The following is a 24,027-nucleotide window of genomic DNA, read 5'->3' as shown; positions in this document are numbered from 1 at the left end:
CCGTTCTCGTGTGTGGAGCTCAGAGCCCCTGGATGATCTCGCGCATCAGGTCGGCGGTCTCGGACGGGGTCTTCCCGACCTTGACGCCGGCGGCCTCGAGGGCCTCCTTCTTCGCCTGTGCGGTGCCCGCCGAACCCGACACGATGGCGCCGGCGTGGCCCATGGTCTTGCCCTCGGGAGCGGTGAAGCCGGCGACGTAGCCGACGACCGGCTTGGTCACGTTCGCCTTGATGAAGTCGGCCGCGCGCTCCTCGGCGTCGCCGCCGATCTCGCCGATCATGACGATCGCCTTGGTCTCGGGGTCGGCCTCGAACGCGGCGAGCGCATCGATGTGCGTGGTGCCGATGATCGGGTCGCCGCCGATGCCGATGGCCGTCGAGAAGCCGATCTCGCGCAGCTCGTACATCATCTGGTACGTCAGGGTGCCCGACTTCGACACGAGGCCGATCGGGCCCTTGCCGGTGATGTTGGCAGGGGTGATGCCGACCAGCGACTCGCCGGGCGTGATGATGCCGGGGCAGTTCGGGCCGATGATGCGGGTGGTGTCGCCCTTGGACTGCGCGTACGCCCACGCCTCGGCGGTGTCGCCGACGGGCACGCCCTCGGTGATGACGACGAGCAGCGGGATCTCGGCGTCGATGGCCTCGATCATCGCGCTCTTCGTGAACGCGGGCGGCACGAACGCGATCGACACGTCGGCGCCGGTGGCCGCGATGGCCTCGGCGACGGACGCGAAGACGGGCAGCTCGACGGGGTTGCCGTCGGCGTCGGTGTGGAGCACGGTGGTGCCGGCCTTGCGTGCGTTGACGCCGCCGACGACCTGGGTGCCAGCCTTGAGCATGAGGGCGGTGTGCTTGGTGCCCTCGCCGCCGGTGATGCCCTGGACGATGACCTTGGAGTCCTTGTTGAGGAAGATCGACATGTCTGTTCTTTTCCTAGTTCCGGATGTCGGGGCTCAGGCGTTGGCGAGCTCGGCGGCCTTGTCGGCGCCCTCGTCCATGGTCTCGGCGAGGGTCACGAGGGGGTGGTTCGCGTCGCGGAGGATCGCGCGGCCCTCCTCGACCTTGTTGCCGTCGAGGCGGACGACGAGCGGCTTGGAGGCGCTCGAGCCCAGCTCGGCCAGCGCGCCCACGATGCCCTTCGCGACCGCGTCGCACGCGGTGATGCCGCCGAACACGTTGACGAACACGCTCTTGACCTGCGGGTCGCCCAGGATGACGTCCAGGCCCGCGGCCATGACCTCGGCCGAGGCGCCGCCGCCGATGTCGAGGAAGTTGGCGGGCTTCACGCCGCCGTGGCTCTCGCCGGCGTAGGCGACGACGTCGAGCGTCGACATCACGAGACCCGCGCCGTTGCCGATGACGCCGACCTCGCCGTCGAGCTTGACGTAGTTGAGGTCGTTGGCCTTGGCCTTGGCCTCGAGCGGGTCGGCCGCATCCTTGTCTTCGAGCAGCGCGTGCCCGGCGTGACGGAAGTCGGCGTTCTCATCGAGCGAGACCTTGCCGTCGAGGGCGATGACGTCGCCCTCTTCGGTGAGCACGAGCGGGTTGACCTCGACGAGCGTCGCGTCCTCGCCGGTGTAGACGTTGAAGAGCTTGACGAAGACGTCGCTCACCTTATCGACCAGGTCAGCCGAGAAGCCGGCGGCCTCCGCGATCTCGACGGCCTTCTGCTTGTCGATGCCCTGCAGCGGGTCGACCGCGATGCGCGCGAGCGCCTCGGGACGCTCGACGGCGAGCTCCTCGATCTCCATTCCGCCCTCGACGCTGCACAGCGACAGGTACGAGCGGTTCGCGCGGTCCAGCAGCACCGAGAAGTAGTACTCCTTGTCGATGCGCGCGCCCTGGGCGACCATCACGCGCTTGACGACGTGGCCCTTGATGTCGAGGCCGAGGATGGCCTTGGCCGCCTCGTACGCCTCGTCGGGGGTCTTGGCGACCTTCACGCCACCGGCCTTGCCTCGACCGCCGGTCTTGACCTGGGCCTTGACGACGACGACTCCGCCGATCTTCTCGGCTGCGGCTCGCACCTCCTCCGGCGTGTCCGCGACGATGCCGGCGAGCACCGGCACCTCGTACTTCTCGAAAAGGTCACGTGCCTGGTACTCGTACAGATCCACAGTGCATTCCTTCGCAGGTGGCGAATGGGGTGGGATGACGCGAAAAGCGTCTCGACGTCGAGATATCGACCAGTGCCCCAGCCTACTACCGGTCATCGTCCGGTTCTGACCGCAGCGACGCGCCCGCCGTTCCGCACAGGCCGAGCGCGAGGGCGCCTCGCGCCGTTCGGGCGGGCCGCCGACGATCGGTCGGCGCTGTCCGATCAGCGGGCGGCGGCGGGCTGCGGAGCGGATGCCGTCGACCCGTCGTCCTCGATCTCCTCGCCGGGAACGCGGGGCAGGCGGGTGAGATCGCACAGCGCGGGACCCTCGATGCGCTGCCCGTTCGCGGTGAACCGCGACGCGTGCAGCGGGCAGTCCCACGAGCGCTCGGCGTCGTTCCAGCGCAGCACTCCGCCGAGGTGCGGGCAGACGGCGCTGACCGCGCGCGTCACGCCGTCGACGGTCGAGATGCCGACGGGGTGCCCCGCGCGGCTGGCCACGACGCCTTCGCCCTCTTCGGGGCGGCGGACGGGGGCAGGCGTCGCCTGGGCGCCCGCCCATCCGGATGCCGCCTGCCAGCCGACGCGCAGATTCTCGACGCCGCCGCGCGCGAGGTCGGCCGGCACGGTGAAACGGGTCGAGATCACGTTCATCCAGTCGGGTCGTTCGCGCCGCGGCACGCGGCCGATCTCGGCCACGATGCGAAGAGCCGCGGCGGGGGCGTTCGAGAGCCCCCACTTCGCGTAGCCGGTGGCGAAGCGCACGCGGCCGAGTCCCCGCGGCATCGCGCCGACGAACGGGACGAGGTCGTGCGACTGATAGTCCTGCGCCGACCAGGAGGCGACGGGCTCGGCTCCCGGAAAGTGCTCCTGCGTCCAGGCGATGAGGTCGTCGCGGCACGCGCGGGGCGACGGGGAGCGCCCGACCGGGAAGCCGTTGCCGCCGACGATGAGCTGGGCCGCACCGGCCGGCCCGTCGGAGGGAGTGATCGAGCGGATCGACTTCGTCGCGCCGTCGACCGACAGGTACAGCCCCTCGGGCAGTGGCGCGTCGATGGCGAACGCGACGCACGTCGAGCGCAGTCCCCGCGTCTTCGCGAAGTACAGCCCACGGTCGATGATCGGCGTCGCCGTCGCGAGCACCACCTGGTCGGCGGCCGCGAACCCCGCCGACGTCTCGACGCCCGCATGAGGCACGATGTGCGCGTGGGTCACGCGCACACCCGTGTGCAGGGCGCCTCCGGCCTCGAGGTATGCCCGCGCCATCGCCATGAGCAGCTGCTGCGGGTCGATCGCGACCTGGCGATCGAGCGCGACCGCGTCCACGATGGGGAACGGCGACTGCGCGAGCAGGTCGGGCTCCACGCGGCGCACCGGAAGACCGGCCTCCGTCGCCGCCTCGAGTTCTGCCGCCACGGTCTCGATGCCGTCGGGGGTCTGCGCGTAGGAGTAGGCGGTGCGCCGCGAGTACGGCACCCCGAGCTCGTCGGCCAGGGAGGTCAGCCACTGCGCGCCGTCGGCGTTGGCCTCGACGTAGGCCTGCACCAGCCGGGCAGGATGATGACGGCGCATCGTCGACAGCACCGAGCCCTGCAGCAGCGTCAGCTTGCCGGTGTTGGCCCCCGACGCCAGCTCTCCGATCTCGCCGGCCTCGAGCACGGCCACGTCGCGGCCCTGCCGTGCGAGCAGGAGGGCGGTCGCGAGGCCCGTCAGCCCGGCGCCGACGACGACGACCTCGTGGCGCCGTCCGGGCTCGAACGGCGTGCCGGTCACGCGGACGGGGTCGAGCTTCCAGATCGGCGTCATCCTCACAGTGAACGCGCGCGCCCCTGGTTGCTCCACCGGGTTGACACGCACCCGGCGGGGTGGGAAGCAGGCGGGTGGGAGCAGCGCGGCGTGAGACGGCGTGTGTGACGGATGCCGTACGGGACGCACGCGCCGCGCACTAGGCTCTCCCCCGAGATGTCCGACACCGCCGCCGCCTCCGCCGCCCAGAACCTGCTGACGGGCCAGGGCGCTGCGCGCGCGGCCGTGGTCGCCGCCGCGCTGGAGCTGTTCGCCGAGCAGGGGTTCGATCAGACGTCGGTGGAGCAGATCGCGCAGGCCGCCGGTGTATCGCGCTCGACCTTCTTCCGGCAGTTCGGCGGCAAGGACGACGTGGTCTTCACCGATCACGAGGCGCTGCTCGACCGGCTGCGGGAGTTCCTGGCGCAGCCGCACCGCGATCCGTGGGCCGCCGTCTGCGAGGCATCCCTCTTCGTCTACGCGCATTTCGCCGCCGACCCCGAGCTCGCCCGACGCCGCTACGCGGTGGTGCGCGGGGTTCCGGCGCTGCGCGACCGCGAGATCGTCACGGTGTTCCGCTACGAGCGCCTGTTCGACGAGTATCTGCGCGCGTCGCTGCCGGGTCTGGATCCGCTCGACGCGGTGGGCTTCTCCGCGCTGGTCACGGCGATCCACAACCACGTGCTCCGCCGCCTCATCCGCGGCCCGAAGAAGGTGCCGGTGGCGGTGCTGCGCACGGCCCTCGACGACGCACGCCGGCGCTTCGGCGTGCTGCCCGAAGGCGAAGCCGATCCCGCCGCCGACCAGGTCGTCGTCGCCGTCTTCCCCCGCGCGATGCCGACCGCAGAACTCGCACGGCGGCTGCGGGCACAGCTCGACGACTGATTCCCGGCGCGCCGCAGAATCCCTCTGTCGTCCGAGCACGACACGGCGGTAGGTTCGGGCCATGAGCGCCGTGGAGACCACCGCCGGATCGCCCGCCGAGACCGCGTGGTACAGCCAAGACCCAGATGCCGTCATCGCCGCATTCCGCACCGACCGCGACCGCGGGCTGACAGCCGCCGACGCGGCCCAGCGGCTCGCCGAGCACGGCCCCAACTCGATCACCGCCGAGAAGCCGCCGTCGACGTGGCAGGTGGCGCTGAAGCAGCTCGCCGACCCCATGAACGTCATGCTGGTCGCCGTCGCGATCATCAGCCTGTTCATCAATCAGGTGAGCGTCGGCATCCTCGTCGGCGCGCTCGTGGTGCTCAACATCGTGCTCGGCACCCGGCAGGAGCTCAAGGCGAAGGCATCCGTCGACGCCCTCGCGAAGATGCAGATCCCCCAGGCGAAGGTCGTCCGCGACGGCACCCTGCTGCAGGTCGCTGCGACCACACTCGTGCCGGGTGACATCGTGACCCTCGAGGCGGGCGACCTCGTGCCCGCCGACGGCCGCATCATCCGGTCGGCGACGCTCGAGACGCAGGAGGCGGCGCTCACCGGAGAGAGCGCGCCGATCCCGAAGGATGCCGCAACCCTCGCCGATCCCGACACCGCGCTCGGCGACCGCACCGACATGGTCTTCCAGAACACCCAGGTCACACGCGGCACCGCGACGGTGGTGATCACGGGCACCGGCATGCAGACGCAGATGGGCCAGATCGCGACGATGCTCTCGTCCGTCAAGCCCGGCAAGTCGCCGCTGCAGCGCGAGCTCGACTCCCTCACGGGGGTGCTGGGCTGGATCGCGTGGGGCGCCGTCGCCGTCATCATCATCACGGGCCTGCTGCGCGGACAGGAGATCGCGTCGGTCATCCTGCTCGGCATCTCGATGGCGATCTCGGCGATCCCGACGGGCATGCCCTCGTTCGTCCAGGCGATGCTCTCGTACGGCTCACGGCAGCTCGCCGAGCACAAGGCGGTCGTCAAGAACCTGACGGATGTCGAGACGCTGGGTGCGACCAGCGCGATCAACTCCGACAAGACCGGCACTCTCACCATGAACGAGATGACGGTCGAGACGCTGTACTACCGCGGCGAGTGGTTCACCGTCGCCGGGAGCGGCTACGAGAAGGCCGGCGAGGTGCTCCACACCGCCGGCCTGCCGGTGCCGCAGTTCACGCAGCTCGCGCTCGGGCTGACGCTGTGCAGCGACGCGACGGTGTCGGACGACGGCGCCGTGATCGGCGACCCGACCGAGGCCGCACTCGTCGTGCTCGCGGCGAAGCTCGGGGCCGACGCCGAGCTGACCCGCAGCACGTTCCCGCGGGTCGCCGAGGTGCCGTTCGACTCGGCGTACAAGTTCATGGGCACCTTCCACCGGATCCCGGTCGACGGCAAAGAGCTGCTCGTGGGCTACGTCAAGGGCGGTCCGGACGTCGTCCTCGAGCGCTGCGGCTCGGTGGCCACGATGGAGGGCGTGGTGCCGATCGCCGAGCACCGCGATGAGATCGTCGAGGCCAACCGCAAGCTCTCGGAGCAGGGACTGCGGGTGCTCGCCTTCGCGTTCCGCCGTTTCGCGCCCGACGCGCCGGTGGCGGATGACCCGATGGCCGCCGTCGCCGATCTCACCTTCGTCGGCCTGGTCGGCATCATCGATCCGCTGCGCCCCTCCTCCAAGGAGGCCGTGCGGATCGCGCGCGAAGCCGGCATCGAAGTGCGCATGATCACGGGCGACCACGCCATCACGGCCGCCGCGATCGGCGCGAAGCTGGGACTCGGCGAGGGATCCGCGAGCGGCGCCGAGATCCAGGCGATGAGCGACGACGAGCTGAAGGCGGCGCTGCCGCGTCTGCACATGTTCGGTCGCGTCACTCCGGAAGACAAGCTGCGGCTCGCACGCCTCATGCAGGAGGACGGCGCCGTCGTCGCGATGACAGGCGATGCGGTGAACGACGCCGCCGCGCTGAAGCAGGCGGACATCGGCGTCGCCATGGGCTCCGGCAGCGATGTGACGAAGCAGGCGGGGAAGATGATCCTCGTCGACGACAACTTCGGCACGCTCGTCACCGCCGTCAAGCTCGGCCGCGGGATCTACGAGAAGATCGTCAGCTACGTCCGGTTCCAGATGTCGCAGCTGTTCTCGCTCGTCCTGCTCTTCCTCGTCGCGAGCATCTTCGGGATCAACAACGGCGTGCCGCTCACCCCGATCATGGTGCTGTTCCTGAACTTCTTCGTCGCCATCTTCCCGGTGGTCGTGATCCTCCTCGACCCGGTGCCCGAGGGCATCATGCTGAAGCCGCCGCGCGACCCGAAGAAGACGATCGCGAACCGCGGCGCCGTGACACTGTGGTTCGTCTACGGCAGCCTCATCTTCCTGACGACGCTCGTGCCGCTGCTGATCTACCCCGATGAGCTCAGCTCGACCGAGCCCAACGTGCCGGTGACGATGGCCTTCGTGGTCTGCGCGCTCGGCTCGATCTTCGGCGGGCTCGTCATGCGGCGCGACCCCGAGTCGGGGCTGTCCGCTCCCATCGTCGCCGCCGTGAAGTGGCTGTCGATCCCGCTGGCGCTGACCGTCGTGGCCGTCGAGGTCGGCTTCATGCAGCGCCTCATCGGCACGACGAGCCTGACGGGCGACCAGTGGCTGACGGCGCTCGGCCTGGCGCTGCTCGTGCCGGTGCTCATCGAGATCGAGAAGTGGATCCGTCGCGCCCGCCTCGCCCGCCGCGCGGCCGCCGTCGCCTGACCTGCCGCAAGCCGAACGCGCGCCGCCCGACATCGGGTGGCGCGCGTTCCGGCGTTCGGCTCAGATTCAGAGCGCGTCGTACACGGCGCGCAGGTACGTGCGGGCGCGTTCGGAGGCCAGGATGCCGTCCGACATGCGGTTCATGACGTAGGCGAAGGTCACGCCCCGATCAATGTCGGCCGTCACCAGCGATCCGCCCCAGCCGCCCCAGAACGCCACGCGCCCTTCGGGGATGTACGAGGTGGAGAGCGGATGCCGCAGCCCCCAGCCGAGTCCCCACCGCAGCGGCAGGCCGAGCACCAGGTCGACGCCGTCGACCGGCGCACCGAAGATCAGGTCGACGGCCTCGGGTGACAGCATCCGTCGTCCGTCGACCTCGCCGCGACCGGCGACGAGCGCGTTCAGCCGTGCGGCGGAGCGCGCGTTGCCGTGCCCGCCGGCCGCGCCGATGCCCGCGGCACGCCATGCGCGGGTCCAGGTGACCTCGGCCCCGAGCGCGGGCCCCGTGAAGGTCCGTGCGGCGGGCGAGTCAGGGGGAAGCGCCGACAGGTCCAGCTGCGAGGGCGGCGGCGGGACGACCGGCGAGACCCGGTGGTCCTGGTCGGCGGGGAGACCGAGCCAGAAGTCGGCGCCGAGGGGGCCGGCCAGCTCGGCGGCGACGAACGCGCCGAGCCCGTCGCCGGTCACGGCACGGACCAGGCCGTGGATCAGATGCCCGTAGTCGAGAAGGTGGTAGCCCGATGCGGCGCCCGCGGGCCACCACGGAGCCTGAGCCGCGAGGCGGTCGGTCGCGGCATCCACATCGATGATGTCTTCGGCGGAGACGGGCTGATCCCAGCCCGAGACGCCGGAGGAGTGCGTCAGCACGTGGCGGACCAGCACGCCCTCCTTGCCGGCGGCGCCGAACTCGGGCCAGTACGCGGCGACAGGAGCATCGGGGTCGAGGAGGCCGCGGTCGATCAGCAGCAGTGCGGCGAGCGAAGAGACGGTCTTGGAGATCGACCAGACGTTCGTGATCGTGTCGGGCTCCCACGCCCGGGTGCGCTCGGGATCGCTCCATCCGCCCCAGACGTCGACCAGCGGCCGTCCGTCGACGAGCACGCAGAGCGAGCCGCCCAGCTCCTCCCCGCTGGCCAGATTCGTGCGGAAGGCGTCGGCGAGCCCGGCAAAGCGGGCGTCGGCGTCCCCGTCCACCGTCACGGCGAGAGCAGCGCTGTTCGACATCGTGGTCTCCTTCGACCCTCGGCTCCGGCGGCGTCGCTGCCGGGTGGACGCGAGCATACCGCGCGGTCGGTATGCTTGTCACGCACCCGCGTCGAGGGATTCGCGAGAGGCTGGTGTGCCGACGCCGATTGCGCGCGGCGTCACGACGAGGAGGTCGGGATGAAGATCACCGGAGCGGTGCTCGAGGTGTCGGGCGCGCAGCCGCCGTTCGCACAGAGCCGACCCTTCACGGTCGGGGAGCTCGAGCTCGACGAGCCGGCCCCGGGCGAACTGCTCGTGCGCATCGAGGCCGCGGGGGTCTGCCATTCCGACCTCAGCGTCGTCGACGGCAACCGCGTGCGGCCCGTGCCGATGCTGCTCGGACACGAGGCCGCCGGCATCGTCGAGCGGGCCGGTGAGGCCGTCGACGACATCGCGCCCGGCGATCGGGTCGTCATGACGTTCCTGCCGCGATGCGGCGACTGCGACGGATGCCGCACCGACGGGCGGCTGCCGTGCGCCCCCGGCACGGCGGCGAACAATGCCGGAACCCTGCTCGGCGGCGGCATCCGCCTGCACCGCCTCCGCGGTGGGGGCGACGACGGGGACGGCGAGGAGGACGGCGGCCGGACGCAGGACGTCCGCCATCATCTCGGGGTCTCGGCCTTCGCGACGCACGCGGTGGTGAACCGCGCGTCGGTCGTGCCGGTGGACGCCGACGTGCCGGCCGAGATCGCGGCGCTGCTCGGCTGTGCGGTGCTGACCGGCGGCGGCGCGGTGGTCAACGCGGGCCGCCCGGCGCCGGGCGACCGCGTCGCCGTGGTCGGGCTCGGCGGGGTCGGCATGGCGGCGCTCCTGGTCGCCGTCGCCCTCGGGCACGAGGTGATCGGCGTCGACAACGTGCCCGGCAAGCTCGCGCACGCGCTCGCGTGCGGAGCCGTGGAGGCATTGACTCCGGCGGAGGCTGTGGACCGCGGCATCCGTGCTCCCGTCGTCATCGAGGCGGCGGGCGCCGCGCGCGCCTTCGAGACGGCCCTCGCGCTCACCGCACCCGGCGGCACCACCGTCACGGTGGGGCTGCCGGCACCCGACGCGCGCGCGAGCGTGTCGCCGCTCGTGCTCACGGCCGAGGCGCGCACGATCGTCGGCAGCTACCTCGGATCCGCGGTGCCCAGCCGCGACATCCCCCTTTATGTCGAGCTGTGGCGTGCGGGACGCCTGCCGCTCGAGCGACTCGTCTCGTCCCGCATCGGCCTCGACGACCTCGACGCCGCGATGGACCGGCTCGCCGCGGGAGGCGAGCTGCGCCAGTTGATCCAGTTCGACCAGCAGAGAACCTCCGAAGGGAATCACGCATGACCAGAACCGCCATCGTCACCGGCGCCGCACGCGGCATCGGCGCCGCCACCGCCCAGCGCCTCGCCGCCGACGGCCACGCCGTCGCCGTGCTCGACCTCGACGAGGCGCAGTGCGCCCAGACCGTCGGCGCGATCACGGATGCCGGGGGCCGCGCGCTCGCCGTCGGCGCCAACGTGGCCGACGCGGCGTCGGTGGAGCGCGCGGTCGCGCACATCGCCGAGGAGCTCGGCGCGCCCACCATCCTCGTGAACAACGCCGGGATCATCCGCGACAATCTGCTGTTCAAGATGACCGAGGACGACTGGGACGCCGTGCTGGCGGTGCACCTGCGCGGGGCCTTCCTGATGTCCCGCGCGGTGCAGGAGCACCAGGTGAAGGCGAACTGGGGCCGCATCGTGAACCTCTCGTCGACATCGGCACTGGGCAACCGCGGGCAGGCGAACTACGCGGCCGCCAAGGCCGGCATGCAGGGCTTCACCAAGACCCTCGCCATCGAGCTCGGCCGGTACGGCGTCACCGCCAACGCGATCGCACCGGGGTTCATCGTCACCGACATGACGCGATCCACGGCCGACCGGCTGGGCGTCGGATTCGAGGACTTCATCGCGCACAACGCGAAGGAGATCCCCGTGCAGCGCGCCGGCTATCCCGACGACATCGCCGCGGCCGCGTCGTTCTTCTGCTCGGAAGAGGCCGGATTCGTGTCGGGCCAGGTGCTGTACGTCGCCGGAGGTCCGCGCGCATGAGCATCGTCGTCGACTCCCCCGCCGCGCTCGCCGACGCCGTCGGCAGCACCGCCACCGGCGACTGGTTCGCCATCGACCAGCAGCGGATCCAGGCGTTCGCCGACGCGACCGAGGACTGGCAGTGGATCCACCTCGACGCCGACCGCGCGGCATCCGGTCCCTTCGGCGCGACCATCGCGCATGGGTACCTCACGCTGTCGCTGCTGCCGCGGCTGACCGCGGGGCTGCTGTCGGTCGACGGCACCTCGATGGTGGTGAACTACGGGCTCGACAGGGTGCGGTTCCTGCAGCCGGTGACCGTCGACTCCCGCGTGCGGGCCGTGACCGAGGTCGCCTCGGCCGATCCGTCGCCCCAGGGCTACCGGGTGAGCCTGCGCACGACCGTCGAGCTCGAGGGCTCGGAGCGCCCGGCGCTCGTGGCCGACACGGTCGCGCTGTTCGTCCCTGAGGCCTGAAGGAGGCTCCTGGGAAAAGTCAGGGCCTCTCGCCCGGGCTCAGCGCGCTCCCCGGCTCGTGGCCCATGCCCGAGCCGGGTGGCGGGCGGAAGTGGATGGGTGAGGCGACGAAGAGCGCCACGGCGAGCAGCGCCGCGAGCGTTCCGATGACGCAGATCCGGATCAGGATGCCGCGGCCACCGGCCGGGAGCCGGCGTCGTGCAAGGGCGACGAGGCCGAAGCCGATCAGAGCGCCGGCGGTGTTCACCAGCACATCGGTGACGTCGGTGCTTCCGATGGCCAGCACGAACTGGGTCGCCTCGAGCGCCAGGCTGACCACAGCAGTGACGCCGGCGAGGCGGCGCCAGCTCCACCACGGCGCGAGAAGGCCGAGAAACAGGCCGAACGGCACGAACAGCAGCAGGTTGACGATGACCTCGGACGGACGGCTGGCGCCCTGTTCGGCGGTCGCGACGAACGGCACGAGCTTGATCACCCGATCCACCCCGCCGACCCACGGAAGCTCGAGCTTCCAGAGCACGATCCACACGAGCAGGAGCATGTACATCCCGAACGCCGCGATCAGGCGGAAGGGGGCGGCGTCTGCGGAAGCGGCCTCCCGCTCGGGCGGCAGTGCGGTGGTCGTCATGGCGTCCGGTCTCCGGATCTGATCGGGGCTGGAAGCCCGTCGAGGGACCCTTCTCGACGAGGAGGGTGATCCCAGTGAACGGCACCGGATGTTGCGTCCGCGTATGCGAATCCGCGAAGCGCAGCGAATCGGGGTGCCATGCGGCGGCCCCGCAGCTGCTCAATGACGGGACCGCGCGACTGCGCCCCTAGCTCTCGTCCGGGAACCTGCCCCGGACGGTTCCGTCCATGGCATCCGCGAGGGCGTAGATCACCGGCCAGGCACCCTCCGAGCTGTTCCCCAGTACGGTCACCGTGGTGCGCGTCTCCGGAATGTGCGTGGACCGGAACGATGCGCCGGCGTCGTAGCCCTCCAGCATCAGGGACGAGTTGCGGCGGCCCAGCCAGAAGCCCATCCCATACCGCTTGTGCTCGGCCGCCACGTCGAAGCGGGGACGGATCATCTCGGCGAGTGTGTCAGGCGACACGATGCGGCCATCCAGCAAGGCGTTCCAGAACCGGTGCAGGTCGTCCGCGGTGAAGTACATCCCGCCGTCGCCGTTGCCCCGCACCGGGAGGTGCAGCACGTTGGTGCGGTTGCCCTCCTCATCCAGGTAGCCGAGGGCGGCATCCCCGGGGAGGTCGTCGGAGCGGAGGAATGCGGAGCCGGCGAGTTCCGCCCGCTCGCAGACTTCGGTCTGGACCAGTTCATGGAAACCGCGGCCGCTGACACGCTCGGCGACGAGCGCGAGCACCACATACCCGCCGTTGCAGTACGAGAATCGCTCGCCGGGCGGGAACTTCTGCGGGAAGCCGTCGAGGGCGGGCAGGAAGGCCTCGGTCTCGGCGAGCGCATGCAACGGCAGCGAGAAGATGTAGTCGTCGATCTCCCCGTCGCCTTCCTCGTCGAGGTAGTCGCCGATCCCCGAGGTGTGGGTGAGCAGGTGCTCGATCGTCACCGCGTCGTCGATCAGGGGCAGGTCGTCCCCCAGAATGGGTCGCACGGGGTCCTGCAGGCCCAGCAGGCCGCCCTCGACGAGTCGCATGATCGCGAGCGCGGTCAAGCCCTTGTTGCCGCTGGCGGCCGAGATGCGCGTGCTCGGGGTATTCGGAACCCGGAGGGCGCGGTTCGCGAATCCCTCGCAGCGCTCCAGCGTGCGGCGGTCTCCGACATCGATGGTGAGCACGCCGCTGAACGACTCGGCCTCGATCGCTGCGTCAAGTGCCTCGGGCGTGAGGGGGATGGTCATCGTCGGATCTCCAACCGGCTGAGGCAGACGCGGGAACGCGAGCGCGTGATGTCGAGTCCATCACGGATCGATTCGAAGCTGCACCCCCGGGCGTCACGGCACGGCGGCTACGTCGGGCCGGCGGCATCCCATTCGCGGAGCAGGTAGCGCGGCGCCTGCACGCGCCACGCCTCGGTCACCAGCTCGGCGAGGTGGGCGTCATCGATTCCCGACATGCGGAACGCGACCTTCGGCTCACTCCAGGGCGTCGTGGCGCCCAGGAACACGTCGGGCGCCATCTCTCGGAGGGCGAGGGCGTCGATCGGGTCGGCGATCTTCACGCCGACCACGAGCTCGGCCGCGATGATCGCACGCATGTCGGCCGGGATGCTCGGCCACGGATGGCACTCCCACGCGTAGAGCTTGCCGCGCACGAACCAGGCGGCGCCGCCGGTCGTCGCGCGCTCCTCACTGCCCGGAAGCCCGTTCGCGGTGCGGCGGAGATCGTCGAGAGTGGCCACGCACCTACCCTAGGCATCGCCTCCGACACGGCATGGACCCGCGCCACCGGCATCCCGGACCTGCATCATCGATGGCGACACGGGCTCTCTGTCGACGGCTGCCCGCGCGAACTAGGGTGGTCGCGTGAAGCGGATCTGGCCGTATCTCGTGCCCGGCGTGCTGCTGACCGCGGTGGGGGCGATCTGGACCCTGCAGGGCTTCGGTGTGCTGGGCGGGTCCGTGATGAGCGGCTCGACCCTGTGGGCGACGATCGGGCCTATCGTGCTGCTGGTCGGCCTGGGGCTCATCGGCGTCGCGATCGTCATGGCCCGGCGCCGCCCGGGAGCGAAATGATCAGCGGCGCAGGCAGCCGCTGAGGAGGTCAGACGCGCTCGAGCACCATTGCCATCCCCTGGCCGCCGCCGACGCACATCGTCTCGAGGCCGTAGCGGCCGCCGGTCGCCGCGAGACCGTTGATCAGGGTCGAGGTGATGCGGGCGCCCGTCATGCCGAAAGGATGGCCGACGGCGATCGCGCCGCCGTGCACGTTGAGGCGCTCGGGATCGACGCCCAGTTCGCGCGCCGACGGGATCACCTGCGCGGCGAACGCCTCGTTGATCTCGATAAGGTCCATGTCGTCGATGGAGAGGCCGGCCAGCGCGAGGGCGCGTCGGGATGCCTCCACCGGGCCGAGTCCCATCACCTCGGGCGAGAGACCCGAGACGCCGGTCGACACGATCCGCGCGAGGGGCTCGAGGCCCAACTCCGACACGACGCGGTCCGACACGACCACGACCGCCGCCGCGCCGTCGTTGAGCGGACAGCAGTTGCCCGCGGTCACGGTGCCGTCGGGCCGGAAGACGGGATCGAGCCCAGCCAGCGCCTCGACCGTGACTCCCGCTCGCGGGCCGTCGTCCGCGGCGACGACCGTGCCGTCGGCGAGGGTCACCGGCGTGATGTCGCGCGCCCAGAAGCCCGAGGCGATCGCGGCCTCCGCACGCTGCTGCGAACGGGCGGCGAACTCGTCCTGCTCCTCGCGGGTCACGCCCCGCACCTGTGCGACGTTCTCGGCCGTCTGCCCCATCGCGATGTACGGGTCGGGCAGCGCGCCGTCGGCACGCGGGTCGCGCCACGGCGCCGCACCGGCCGCCGACCTCGTGGCGGTGCGCTCGAGGGACGGGGCGAACGCCGGGTTGACAGCATCCGGAAGATCCGAAGCTCCCGCGCCGTACCGCGACACCGACTCGACACCGGCCGATACGAACACGTCGCCCTCGCCGGCTCTGATCGCGTGGAACGCCATGCGCGTCGTCTGCAGGGACGACGAGCAGTAGCGGTTGACGGTCGCGCCGGATACGGCATCCCATCCGAGCAGCACCGCCACGATGCGCGCGAGGTTGAAGCCCTGCTCGCCGGCCGGCTGCCCGCAGCCCAGCAGCAGGTCGTCGATGCGCGCCGGATCGAGCCCGGGCACCTTCTCGAGCGCCGCGCCGACCATGCGTGCCGCGAGGTCGTCGGGTCGCACGTCGACGAGCGATCCCTTGCGCGCACGCCCGATCGGCGAGCGTGCGGTGGCCACGATGTAGGCCTCGGTCATGTTTCTCCTTCAGGCGAGGTGCCGCGCCGCAGCGGGGCGAGGGCGATGCGGGGTACGGATGCCGCGGGTCAGACGAACGCGGCGATGCCGGTGATGGCGCGGCCCACGATGAGGGAGTTCATGTCGTACGTGCCCTCGAAGGTGTAGACCGCCTCGGCGTCGGCGAAGTACCGCGCGATGCCGTAGCCCGCGGGGATGCCCAGCTGCTCCTGGCCGCCCAGCTGCACGCCGTTGCCGCCGCAGATCTCGCGGCACAGGGCGACCGTCTCGCGGACGCGCGCGCTGACGAACGCCTTGGCCATGGCGGAGTGGTGGTCCTTCTGCTCGCCGTCGTCCTGCAGCTGCGACACCCGCACGCACATGCCGATGCAGGCGGTGATGTTCGCGAGCGCATCGGCGAGCTTCTGCTGCACGAGCTGGAACGAGGCGATCGGCTTGCCGAACTGCACGCGCGCCTTCGCGTAGGCCACCGCACACTCGTACGCGCCGACGGCGACGCCGAGCGCCTGCCACGCCACCTGGGCGCGGGTGAGCCGCAGCACGACCGCGAGATCGCGGAAGCCGTCGATGCGCTGCAGCCGGTCGCGCTCGGGCACGACGACGTCGGTCAGCACGATGTCGGCGTTCTCGACGGTCCGCAGCGACTGCTTTCGCTCGATCTTTGTCGCCTCGAAGCCCACCGAGGGCGTGCGCACCAGGAACCCCTTGACCTGGTCGTCGGCGACGTCCCGTGCCCAGATCACGACGACATCGGCGAACGCGGCGTTGCCGATCCACCGCTTCGCGCCGTTGAGCACCCACTCGTCGGTGCCGTCCGGGCCGACGCGGCGCTCGGCCGTCGTCTCGAGCCCCTTCGCGGTGTCGGATCCGTGCCCGGGCTCGGTGAGCCCGAAGCACGCGATCTGCTCACCGCGGGCGAGCACCGGCAGCCACTCCGCGCGCTGCTCGTCGGAGCCGCCGACGGCGATCGAGGTCATCGCCAGCCCGCTGTGCACGCCGATGAAGGTCGCGGTCGACGGATCGGCGCGGGAGATCTCCATCGCGACCCAGCCCCGGAACACGTTGCTGTTCTCGAACGCGCGCGTCTCGGCGAAGGCGTTGCCGTACAGTCCGAGCTCCGCGATCCGGGGCACGAGGTGGCGAGGGCTCTCGGCGCGGTCCCAGTGGTCGTCGGCGTAGGGCCGCACCTCGGTCTCGAGGAACACGCGGATCTCGCGCAGCGCCTGCTGCTCGACATCCGTGAGCAGCGTCTGGAACCCGTAGAAATCGGCGTCGAGCACGTCGGCGAGGGCTCCCTCGGCGGACTGGCTGGCCTGCGGCTCGGTCAAGGTGAACGTCATCGTCTCTCCTTCGTCGGTACGGCTCGAGTATGCATCATATTTTAGAACGTTGCACAACACTCTCAGAAACGTTGCAGCATGTGGCCCTCAGACGGGTAGAGTTCGAGCATGACCCCGACCGCCCCGACGAACTCGCCGGCAGGCACCGCGCCCATCACGATCGCCCCCGCCACGGTTGCGCCTGTCACGATTGCGACGGTGGGGACGGATGCCGCGCCCTCCTGGTTGTCGGAACGCCTGGCGAGCGGTGCGCACCCCGACGCGCGACGGGCGTTCGAGGCGGCGCGCGACACGCTCATCGCCGGACGCCGCATCGACATGACGGCTCTCGCTGCAGGCCTCGGGGTCGACCGCACCTCGCTCTTCCGCTGGGTCGGAAACCGCGACGCGCTGCTGAGCGAGGTGCTCTGGTCGCTCGCGATACCGACACTGGTGCAGGCCGAGCACGCCAACGCCGCGCGCACCGGCGGCGACCGGATCGCCGGCATCCTCACGCATTTCGTGGACGACCTCATCACCGCCGAGTACTTCCGGTCGTTCCTGCGCCGCGAGCCCGCCCGCGCGCTGCGGCTCCTCACCACGAAGGAGAGCCCGATCCAGCGCCGCTACGTCGCGACGGCGGACTGGCTCGTGCGCCGTGATCTCGGCGACGCGCCGCTCGGCGGCGCCATCGCGCCCGCGGATCTCGCGTACATCCTGGTGCGCCTCTCCGAATCGTTCACCTACGCCGACCTCATCTCGGGCGACACCCCGAGTGCCGACCGCGCACGGGTCGCGTTCCGCCTGACCCTGCGGGTGGACGAGTGAGCGCGCCGGCCTACCCGGTGCGCGAGCCGTTCGCGACACGCTGGAACGACAACGACCAGTACGGGCACCTCAACAACACCGTCTACTACGCCGCGATGGACACCGCGGTGAACGCCTTCATGATCCGCGAGGGCGGCCTCGAGCCCGTCGGCGGCGAGGCGATCGCGCTGTGCGCGGCGTCATCGTGCGAGTTCCACGCCGCGGCGGGCTTCCCCGAGCCGCTCGAGGTCGGCATCGGCGTCGAACGCCTCGGTACGACGAGCGTCACCTGGGCGCTCGGCATCCTGCGAGCCGGCGAAGACCAGCCGATCGCGACCGGGCGCTTCGTGCATGTCTTCGTGGATGCCGCGACCCGCCGCCCGACGCCGGTGCCGGCATCCATCCGCGAGGCGATCGAAGGCCGCCTGCTCACCACCGGTCATTGGAGCACCGGCCTTGCGAGCACCAGCCCCACCCCGGTCGTTGAGCGAGGGAGCGCCAGCGACCGAGACGAAACGCCCTGAACGCCCGCTGAGACGCCGGGTGCGACGCGTTTCGTCTCGCTCGTTCCTCGCTCGCTCAACGACCGGACCCTGGAACCGCCACCCACAGCCCCGGTCGTTGAGCGAGGGAGCGCCAGCGACCGAGACGAAACGCCTCGAACCCCCGCTGAGACGCCGGGTGCGACGCGTTTCGTCTCGCTCGTTCCTCGCTCGCTCAACGACCGGACCCTGGAACCGCCACCCACAGCCCCGGTCGTTGAGCGAGGGAGCGCCAGCGACCGAGACGAAACGCCCCGAACCCCCGCTGAGACGCCGGGTGCGGCGCGTTTCGTCTCGCTCGTTCCTCGCTCGCTCAACGACCGGACCCTGGAACCGCCACCCACAGCCCCGGTCGTTGAGCGAGGGAGCGCCAGCGACCGAGACGAAACGCCCCGAACCCCCGCTGAGACGCCAGGTGCGACGCGTTTCGTCTCGCTCGCTCAACGACCGGACCCTGGAACGGCCACCCACAGCCCCGGTCGTTGAGCGAGGGAGCGCCAGCGACCGAGACGAAACGCCTCGAGCCCCGTCGGCACGCCGGGTGCGTATGGTCTCCTCGGGCCGGTTGCGTCGACAAACCGACCATCCGGTATGCTGTCGTCAGCGCCCCGAAGGGGCAGAGAGAGGGTCGACGATGACCGAGGTTCCCGGGCTCGATGTCGCGGGGCTCACCGCGTGGCTGACCGAGGCGCACCCCGAGCTCGTCGACGGGCCGGTGGAGGCATCCGTCATCGCCGGCGGCCGGAGCAACCTCACGTACGCCGTCGACGGAACCCGCACGCCTCTCATCGTCCGCCGCCCGCCGCTCGGGCACGTCCTCTCGAGCGCGCACGACATGCGGCGCGAGCACCGGGTGATCTCCGCCCTCACCGGCACCGCGGTGCCGGTGCCCCGCACCGTCGACGTCGTCGACGACACCGAGGCCGGCCGTGTCACCGGCACCGTGTTCTTCGTGATGGAGCGTTCCCCCGGGATCGTGCTCGCCCGCCCGTCCCAGAACTCGGCCTACAACGCGGCAGGGCTGCGCAGCCTCAGCATCGACCTGGTGCGATGCCTCGCCGACCTGCACGCCGTGGACCCCGCCGACGTGGGGCTCGCCGACTTCGGCCGCCCCGACGGCTACCTGGCGCGGCAGCTGTCGACCTGGCGCCGTCAGTTCGATGCGTCCCGTTCGCGCGACACCCCCGCGCTCGACGCCCTCCAGGAATCCCTGGCCGAAGGGATGCCGCATTCCTCGCGCACCGGGATCGTCCACGGCGACTTCCGCCTCGACAATGCGCTCGTCGTCGGGGACGCCGACGCGCCACGCATCTCGGCGATCCTCGACTGGGAGATGGCGACGCTCGGCGACCCGTTCGTCGACCTCGGCATCTTCGCGCTCTACTGGGACATCGCCGACCTTCCGGGAGGCTCCGCCGGAGCGGTTCCCAGCGCGGTCGACCTCGCCGCCGGCTACCCGACGTTCGACGAGCTCGTCGAGGTCTACGCGCAGCGCGCGGGGATCGGCATCCCGGATCTGCACTGGTATCGCGCCTTCGCGGCGTACAAGCTCGCCGTCATCCTCGAGGGCATCCACTACCGCTATCAGGCCGGCGACACCGTCGGCGAAGGCTTCGACCGGATGGGCGCGCTCGTCGAGCCGCTCGCACAGAAGGGACTGGAGGTGCGCTGATGGACTTCGCGCCCGACGAACGAACGCTCGAACTCACGGAGCGCGCCCGCGCGTTCCTCGACGAGCACGTGCTGCCTGCCGAACCGGTGCTCGACGAGCAGCTGGCCGCCACCCCCGACGACTGGACCGTGCGTCCGGTGTTGCGCGAGCTGCAGACCACGGCCCGCGCGCAGGGGCTGTGGAACCTCTTCCTCCCCGGCGGACACGGCGGCGAGCACGGCGGCGAACACGGCGGCGCGAACGGCGGGGCGGGGCTGACCAACCTCCAGTACGCCCCCGTCGCCGAGGTCACCGGGTGGAGCCCGCGCCTCGCACCGGCCGCGTTCAACTGCGCCGCCCCCGACACCGGCAACATGGAGGTGCTCAACGACTTCGGCACGCCGGCGCAGAAGGAGCGCTGGCTGGAGCCGCTCCTCGACGCCCGCATCCGCTCGGCGTTCTGCATGACCGAGCCGGAGGTGGCGTCGTCCGACGCGACGAACATCGGCACCCGGATCCGCCGCGACGGCGACCACTACGTCGTCACCGGCCGCAAGTGGTGGTCGACCGGCGCGATGAACCCCGATGCGGCGATCTTCATCGTCATGGGAAAGACGGATCCGGATGCCGCACGCCACCGTCAGCAGTCCATGATCCTGGTTCCCCGTGACACCGCGGGAGTGCGCATCGTGCGCCCGCTGAGCGTGTTCGGCTACGACGACCGCGACCACGGCGGTCACGCCGAGATCGCCTTCGAGGAGGTGCGTGTTCCGGCCGAGAATCTCATCGCCGGCGAGGGCGACGGGTTCGCGATCGCCCAGGCCCGGCTCGGCCCCGGACGCATCCACCACTGCATGCGCGCCCTCGGCATGGGCGAGCGGGCGCTCGCGCTCATGATCGAGCGCGCGTCGTCCCGGCACGCGTTCGGGCGCTCGCTCTCCGAGCAGGGCGTCGTGCGCGAGTGGATCGCCGAGGCCCGCATCCAGCTCGAGGCGCTGCGGCTGCTCGTCCTCAAGACCGCGTGGCTCATGGACACCGTGGGCAACAAGCACGCGATGACCGAGATCCAGGCGATCAAGATCGCGGTGCCCCGCGCGGTGCAGCAGATCATCGACCGCGCCATCCAGCTGCACGGCGGCGCCGGCGTCTCGTCCGACACCCCGCTCGCCGAGCTCTACGCCGGCGTGCGGTCGCTGCGCATCGCCGACGGTCCTGACGAGGTGCACCTCGCCGGCCTCGGTCGCGCGCAGCTGCGCGGCTGACCACCCCCCGACCACACGGCTCGAGCGTCGAAGGAGACGATCATGACCACACACCGCCCCGACCCCGCCATCGACGGGCCCGGCTTCGCGACGCTGTCGGTCGCGAGCATCCTCGCCGAGTCCGCCGTCCGTCACGCGGATCGCACCGCGTTCCACTTCGCCGGCACGACGACGACCTACCGGGAGCTCTGGGATCAGACCCGCGCGTACGCCGGCGCGCTGCGTGCGCGCGGCATCGGCCGGGGCGACCGCGTCGCGATGCTCGTGCCCAACGTGCCTGATTTCGCCCGCGTCTACTACGCAGCCCTGTCGCTCGGCGCGATCGTGGTGCCGGTGCATCTGCTCTTCAAGGCCGACGAGATCGCCTTCGTGCTGCGCGACTCCGGGGCCGACGTGCTGGTCGCCGCCGCGCCGCTGCTGGGCGAGGCCGTTCCCGCGGCCACGGCCACCGGGGTGCCCCTGCTGACCGTGCTGCTGCCCGCCGACGCGGGTGTCGACCTGCCGCGCCTCGAAGCCGAGGCCGCGACGGCCGCGCCGATCGTCCACCACGAGGCGGTCTCGCCGCTGGATGCCGCCACCATCCTGTACACGAGCGGCACCACCGGCACTCCCAAGGGCGCCGTCGGCTCGCACCTGTCCATCGTCGAGCAGGTGCACACCACGCTCATCGACGCCTTCGACCTCGGCCCCGACGACGTCGTGTTCGGCGGGCTGCCGCTCTTCCACACCTTCGGGCAGACCGCCGTGATGAACATCGCGCTGCGGGTGGGGGCATCCGTCATCCTCCTCCCCCGGTTCGACGCCGATGAAGCGCTCGCCCTCACCACCGCGCTCGGTGCGACGGCGTTCACCGCCGTGCCCACGATGTACGTCGGGATGCTCGAGGCCGCCCGGCGCTCGCCCGCCCGACCGCCGCTGCGCTACGCCGTCTCGGGCGGCGCGGCGCTGCCGGTGGCGGTGCTCGAGGGCTTCCGCGACGCGTTCGGCGCCGACGTGCACGAGGGGTACGGGCTCACCGAGACCGCCCCGACGGTGTCGTCGAATCCGCTGCACCAGCCGATCCGGCCCGGAACCGTCGGCCGCGCCCTGTGGGGCGTCGACGTCGCCGTCGCCGACCCCGAGACCGACGACGCCGTCGTGCTGCTCGACGAGCCGGAGGCGCTCGGCGAGATCGTCGTGCGCGGCCACAACCTGTTCAAGGGCTACCTCGGACGAGAGGATGCCTCGGCCGCCGCCGTCGTCGACGGCTGGTTCCGCACCGGCGACCTGGGCATGTACACCGACGGCATCCTCACGATCGTGGACCGCAAGAAGGACATGATCGTGCGGTCGGGCTACAACGTCTACCCGACCGAGGTCGAGGCGGTGCTGGCGCGGCATCCGGGGATCGCCCTGGCGGCGGTGTTCGGCGTCGCCGACGACGTGCGCGGGCAGGAGGTGCACGCCGCCGTGGTGCCGCACGACGGCGTCGACCTGGACCCGGCCGAGGTCGTGGCGTTCGTGCGCGACCGCATCGCCGCGTACAAGTACCCCCGCGTCGTCCACGTCGTGCCCGCGCTGCCGCTGGGCTCCAGCGGCAAGGTGCTGAAGCGCGAGCTGGTCGCCCAGTTCTCCCCCGTGCCCTGAGCCACGCCCCGCTCATCGCTCGCTCGCTCAACCGATGCACCCAGGTCGTTGAGCGAGGGAGCGCCAGCGACCGAGACGAAACGCGCTCAAACCCTCCGACGCAGTCAGGCGCGTTTCGTCTCTGCGTTTCGACTCGCAAGCTCGCTCAACGACCGCGTTCCTCGCTCGCTCAACGACCGATCCATTCCGGTCGTTGAGCGAGCGGAGCGAGACGAAACGCCCGCGCACACCGAAGGCCCGGACCCCGCAGGGTCCGGGCCTGATGCCTGAGCGGGGGGACTCAGGAGCCGGGCACGCCCTCGCCCGACAGCGCCACGGGCGACGGCTCGACCGTGGTCACGGTCCCGCCGTCGACGGCGTAGGTCGTGCCGATGTAGTCCTGCACGCCCTGGTCGACGGTGGTGATGCCGGCGCCGAGGTAGGCGGCGTGGCTGTCCTCGCCGAACGACAGCGGAAGGATGCCGTTGCCCGCGAGGTCGCCGGAGCTGACGGCGTCGATCAGCGACTGGCGCGTCGGGTTCTCGCCCGCCGCCTCGAGCGCCTCGGCGAACAGGTACGCGACGCTCATGCCGTAGACGGTGTTGCCGTCGAACGGCGCGCCGTCGTTGTACTCGTCGTTGATCTGCCGGAAGAGCGACACCCACTCCGAGCCGCCGCCCGCGGCCGGCAGGTAGTTCGTGCCCACGAGGCCCTGCAGCAGCTTGGGCCCAACGTCGGCGCCGAGGTATTCGACGAGCGTCTCGTAGCTCGCGCCCGATGACGACGAGAACCACATCGGGAACCACCCCAGCTGCGCGGCGGTGCCGAGCGCGAGCGCCGTGAAGCCGTTGATGGTCGCCAGGATGTTGATCTCGCATCCGGCCGCCTTGAGCGCGCCGATCTGCGCCGCGACGTCCTGGTTCGAGACCGAGTACCGCTCGACCTGCGCCAGTCCGTCGGCGCCGAGGGCGAGTTCGGCGCCCTCGATCATCTCGTCGCCGAAGTCGTCGTCCTGCCCGAGCAGGCACACGACCTTGTCGGGATACTCGTCGGCGGCATACTGCGCGAGCGCGGCGCCCTCGACGACGTAGTCGGCGTTGAACCCGAACGTCCAGGGGTACTTCTCGGGCTGGTTCCAGCTCGTCGAGCCCGATGCGACGAACAGGTCGGGCACCTCGTTCTGGTTCAGGTAGTCGAGCACCGCGGTGTGGGTCGGCGTGCCGAGGCCGTTCAGGATTGCGAACACCTCGTCCTCCTGCACGAGTTCGCGCACGACCGTCTGCGTGTTCGCCGGGTTGTAGCCGTCGTCCTTGACGATGTACTCGATCTCGCGGCCGTGCACACCGCCGTTCTCGTTGAGGTAGGCGAAGTAGGCCGTGGCGGCGGCCGAGATCGACGAGTATCCCGCCGCGGCGGGCCCGGTCAGGGGCGTGTGCGTGCCGATCGTCACGGTGTCGTCGCTGATGCCCGGGATGTCTTCGTCGGGGCCGCCGGTGGCGGCGGGCGTGCTGCAGCCGGCGAGCGCGACGAGGAGGGCGGATGCGCCGACCAGGGCCGCGACGCGGCGCGCGGTGGAGTGCTGTGACATGG

General features: G+C 71.0%; 21 protein-coding genes. 11 read left to right on the top strand and 10 right to left on the bottom strand.

Going from position 1 to position 24,027, the window contains the following annotated elements; genetic code table 11:
- Positions 1–19: 19 nt before the first annotated feature.
- The 3 genes from sucD to ABG085_RS04765 form a co-directional block, all read right to left on the bottom strand.
- Positions 20–922, bottom strand: a complete 903-nt coding sequence (sucD, locus tag ABG085_RS04775; protein ID WP_347978285.1) for a succinate--CoA ligase subunit alpha — start codon at positions 920–922, stop codon at positions 20–22.
- A 33-nt stretch (positions 923–955) separates the two neighbouring features.
- Positions 956–2,119: an ADP-forming succinate--CoA ligase subunit beta gene (gene sucC, locus ABG085_RS04770; protein WP_347978284.1), complete on the bottom strand. Its 1,164-nt coding sequence runs from the start codon at positions 2,117–2,119 to the stop codon at positions 956–958.
- Between the two features lie 203 nt (positions 2,120–2,322).
- Complete coding sequence (locus tag ABG085_RS04765; protein WP_347978283.1) at positions 2,323–3,906, bottom strand: FAD-dependent oxidoreductase; 1,584 nt, start codon at positions 3,904–3,906, stop codon at positions 2,323–2,325.
- A gap of 156 nt (positions 3,907–4,062) precedes the next feature.
- Here ABG085_RS04765 and ABG085_RS04760 point away from each other — a divergent pair, with 156 nt between their 5' ends.
- A complete protein-coding gene (locus tag ABG085_RS04760; protein ID WP_347978282.1) occupies positions 4,063–4,770 on the top strand; it encodes a TetR family transcriptional regulator in 708 nt (235 codons plus the stop codon).
- Between the two features lie 61 nt (positions 4,771–4,831).
- Entirely contained in the window at positions 4,832–7,555 is a 2,724-nt protein-coding gene (locus tag ABG085_RS04755) for a cation-translocating P-type ATPase (protein ID WP_347978281.1), read from the top strand.
- Positions 7,556–7,621: 66 nt separating this feature from the next.
- Here the strand turns inward: ABG085_RS04755 and ABG085_RS04750 are convergent, their stop codons facing one another.
- On the bottom strand, positions 7,622–8,779 hold the full coding sequence (locus ABG085_RS04750) for a serine hydrolase domain-containing protein (protein WP_347978280.1): 1,158 nt from the start codon (positions 8,777–8,779) through the stop codon (positions 7,622–7,624).
- Positions 8,780–8,938: 159 nt separating this feature from the next.
- Between ABG085_RS04750 and ABG085_RS04745 the strand changes: the two genes are divergently transcribed.
- The 3 genes from ABG085_RS04745 to ABG085_RS04735 are packed head-to-tail and all read left to right on the top strand — an operon-like array spanning position 8,939 to position 11,318.
- Positions 8,939–10,117, top strand: coding sequence for an alcohol dehydrogenase catalytic domain-containing protein (locus ABG085_RS04745; RefSeq protein WP_347978279.1), 1,179 nt, complete (start codon positions 8,939–8,941; stop codon positions 10,115–10,117).
- Positions 10,114–10,863 (top strand): SDR family oxidoreductase, encoded by a 750-nt coding sequence (locus ABG085_RS04740; RefSeq protein ID WP_347978278.1) that lies wholly within the window; start codon positions 10,114–10,116, stop codon positions 10,861–10,863. Before ABG085_RS04745 ends, ABG085_RS04740 begins: the two co-directional genes overlap by 4 nt.
- Positions 10,860–11,318: a MaoC family dehydratase gene (locus ABG085_RS04735; RefSeq protein WP_347978277.1), complete on the top strand. Its 459-nt coding sequence runs from the start codon at positions 10,860–10,862 to the stop codon at positions 11,316–11,318. Before ABG085_RS04740 ends, ABG085_RS04735 begins: the two co-directional genes overlap by 4 nt.
- A 19-nt stretch (positions 11,319–11,337) precedes the next feature.
- On the opposite strand, the gene ABG085_RS04730 is transcribed toward ABG085_RS04735, so the two are convergent.
- The 3 genes from ABG085_RS04730 to ABG085_RS04720 all read right to left on the bottom strand — a co-directional run bounded on the left by ABG085_RS04730 (position 11,338) and on the right by ABG085_RS04720 (position 13,674).
- The gene (locus tag ABG085_RS04730; RefSeq protein WP_347978276.1) at positions 11,338–11,946 is read right to left on the bottom strand and encodes a VanZ family protein; all 609 of its coding nucleotides are present in this window, start codon (positions 11,944–11,946) and stop codon (positions 11,338–11,340) included.
- Positions 11,947–12,133: 187 nt separating this feature from the next.
- Entirely contained in the window at positions 12,134–13,174 is a 1,041-nt protein-coding gene (locus ABG085_RS04725; RefSeq protein WP_347978275.1) for a serine hydrolase domain-containing protein, read from the bottom strand.
- 107 nt (positions 13,175–13,281) lie between these two features.
- Positions 13,282–13,674, bottom strand: coding sequence for an MmcQ/YjbR family DNA-binding protein (locus ABG085_RS04720; RefSeq protein ID WP_347978274.1), 393 nt, complete (start codon positions 13,672–13,674; stop codon positions 13,282–13,284).
- A 124-nt stretch (positions 13,675–13,798) separates the two neighbouring features.
- Between ABG085_RS04720 and ABG085_RS04715 the strand changes: the two genes are divergently transcribed.
- Positions 13,799–14,008: a hypothetical protein gene (locus ABG085_RS04715; protein WP_347978273.1), complete on the top strand. Its 210-nt coding sequence runs from the start codon at positions 13,799–13,801 to the stop codon at positions 14,006–14,008.
- Positions 14,009–14,036: 28 nt separating this feature from the next.
- On the opposite strand, the gene ABG085_RS04710 is transcribed toward ABG085_RS04715, so the two are convergent.
- Both ABG085_RS04710 and ABG085_RS04705 read right to left on the bottom strand, forming a co-directional pair.
- On the bottom strand, positions 14,037–15,251 hold the full coding sequence (locus tag ABG085_RS04710) for an acetyl-CoA C-acetyltransferase (RefSeq protein WP_347978272.1): 1,215 nt from the start codon (positions 15,249–15,251) through the stop codon (positions 14,037–14,039).
- A gap of 68 nt (positions 15,252–15,319) precedes the next feature.
- A complete protein-coding gene (locus tag ABG085_RS04705; protein ID WP_347978271.1) occupies positions 15,320–16,591 on the bottom strand; it encodes an acyl-CoA dehydrogenase family protein in 1,272 nt (423 codons plus the stop codon).
- 108 nt (positions 16,592–16,699) lie between these two features.
- On the opposite strand from ABG085_RS04705, the gene ABG085_RS04700 reads away from it, so the two are divergent.
- The 5 genes from ABG085_RS04700 (at position 16,700) to ABG085_RS04680 (ending at position 22,458) form a co-directional block, all read left to right on the top strand.
- Positions 16,700–17,398, top strand: coding sequence for a QsdR family transcriptional regulator (locus tag ABG085_RS04700; RefSeq protein WP_347978270.1), 699 nt, complete (start codon positions 16,700–16,702; stop codon positions 17,396–17,398).
- The gene (locus ABG085_RS04695; RefSeq protein ID WP_347978269.1) at positions 17,395–17,901 is read left to right on the top strand and encodes a thioesterase family protein; all 507 of its coding nucleotides are present in this window, start codon (positions 17,395–17,397) and stop codon (positions 17,899–17,901) included. The genes ABG085_RS04700 and ABG085_RS04695 overlap by 4 nt, the downstream gene beginning before the upstream one ends.
- A gap of 652 nt (positions 17,902–18,553) precedes the next feature.
- The gene (locus ABG085_RS04690; RefSeq protein ID WP_347978268.1) at positions 18,554–19,591 is read left to right on the top strand and encodes a phosphotransferase family protein; all 1,038 of its coding nucleotides are present in this window, start codon (positions 18,554–18,556) and stop codon (positions 19,589–19,591) included.
- The gene (locus ABG085_RS04685; protein ID WP_347978267.1) at positions 19,591–20,832 is read left to right on the top strand and encodes an acyl-CoA dehydrogenase family protein; all 1,242 of its coding nucleotides are present in this window, start codon (positions 19,591–19,593) and stop codon (positions 20,830–20,832) included. The genes ABG085_RS04690 and ABG085_RS04685 overlap by 1 nt, the downstream gene beginning before the upstream one ends.
- Before the next feature lie 42 nt (positions 20,833–20,874).
- Positions 20,875–22,458 carry an AMP-binding protein gene (locus ABG085_RS04680; RefSeq protein WP_347978266.1) on the top strand — a complete coding sequence of 528 codons (1,584 nt, stop codon included), beginning with the start codon at positions 20,875–20,877 and terminating at the stop codon, positions 22,456–22,458.
- Positions 22,459–22,738: 280 nt separating this feature from the next.
- Here ABG085_RS04680 and ABG085_RS04675 read toward each other — a convergent pair whose 3' ends face one another.
- Complete coding sequence (locus tag ABG085_RS04675; protein WP_347978265.1) at positions 22,739–24,025, bottom strand: ABC transporter substrate-binding protein; 1,287 nt, start codon at positions 24,023–24,025, stop codon at positions 22,739–22,741.
- Positions 24,026–24,027 lie beyond the last annotated feature (2 nt).

This window comes from Microbacterium sp. ProA8 (assembly GCF_039905635.1).
GTDB classification, from domain to species: domain Bacteria; phylum Actinomycetota; class Actinomycetes; order Actinomycetales; family Microbacteriaceae; genus Microbacterium; species Microbacterium chionoecetis.
Note: the sequence above shows the minus strand (reverse complement) of the source record. Positions and strands in the feature narration are given on the sequence as shown.

What these genes read in the sequence shown, in the direction of transcription:
- ABG085_RS04710 (WP_347978272.1), bottom strand. Translation starts at nt 15,251, where the DNA reads ATGACCGAGGCCTACATCGTGGCCACCGCACGCTCGCCGATCGGGCGT.
- ABG085_RS04760 (WP_347978282.1), top strand. Translation starts at nt 4,063, where the DNA reads ATGTCCGACACCGCCGCCGCCTCCGCCGCCCAGAACCTGCTGACGGGC.
- ABG085_RS04765 (WP_347978283.1), bottom strand. Translation starts at nt 3,906, where the DNA reads ATGACGCCGATCTGGAAGCTCGACCCCGTCCGCGTGACCGGCACGCCG.
- ABG085_RS04675 (WP_347978265.1), bottom strand. Translation starts at nt 24,025, where the DNA reads ATGTCACAGCACTCCACCGCGCGCCGCGTCGCGGCCCTGGTCGGCGCA.
- ABG085_RS04685 (WP_347978267.1), top strand. Translation starts at nt 19,591, where the DNA reads ATGGACTTCGCGCCCGACGAACGAACGCTCGAACTCACGGAGCGCGCC.
- ABG085_RS04740 (WP_347978278.1), top strand. Translation starts at nt 10,114, where the DNA reads ATGACCAGAACCGCCATCGTCACCGGCGCCGCACGCGGCATCGGCGCC.
- ABG085_RS04750 (WP_347978280.1), bottom strand. Translation starts at nt 8,779, where the DNA reads ATGTCGAACAGCGCTGCTCTCGCCGTGACGGTGGACGGGGACGCCGAC.
- ABG085_RS04725 (WP_347978275.1), bottom strand. Translation starts at nt 13,174, where the DNA reads ATGACCATCCCCCTCACGCCCGAGGCACTTGACGCAGCGATCGAGGCC.
- ABG085_RS04735 (WP_347978277.1), top strand. Translation starts at nt 10,860, where the DNA reads ATGAGCATCGTCGTCGACTCCCCCGCCGCGCTCGCCGACGCCGTCGGC.
- ABG085_RS04755 (WP_347978281.1), top strand. Translation starts at nt 4,832, where the DNA reads ATGAGCGCCGTGGAGACCACCGCCGGATCGCCCGCCGAGACCGCGTGG.
- ABG085_RS04705 (WP_347978271.1), bottom strand. Translation starts at nt 16,591, where the DNA reads ATGACGTTCACCTTGACCGAGCCGCAGGCCAGCCAGTCCGCCGAGGGA.
- ABG085_RS04680 (WP_347978266.1), top strand. Translation starts at nt 20,875, where the DNA reads ATGACCACACACCGCCCCGACCCCGCCATCGACGGGCCCGGCTTCGCG.
- sucD (WP_347978285.1), bottom strand. Translation starts at nt 922, where the DNA reads ATGTCGATCTTCCTCAACAAGGACTCCAAGGTCATCGTCCAGGGCATC.
- ABG085_RS04730 (WP_347978276.1), bottom strand. Translation starts at nt 11,946, where the DNA reads ATGACGACCACCGCACTGCCGCCCGAGCGGGAGGCCGCTTCCGCAGAC.
- ABG085_RS04690 (WP_347978268.1), top strand. Translation starts at nt 18,554, where the DNA reads ATGACCGAGGTTCCCGGGCTCGATGTCGCGGGGCTCACCGCGTGGCTG.
- ABG085_RS04700 (WP_347978270.1), top strand. Translation starts at nt 16,700, where the DNA reads ATGACCCCGACCGCCCCGACGAACTCGCCGGCAGGCACCGCGCCCATC.
- ABG085_RS04745 (WP_347978279.1), top strand. Translation starts at nt 8,939, where the DNA reads ATGAAGATCACCGGAGCGGTGCTCGAGGTGTCGGGCGCGCAGCCGCCG.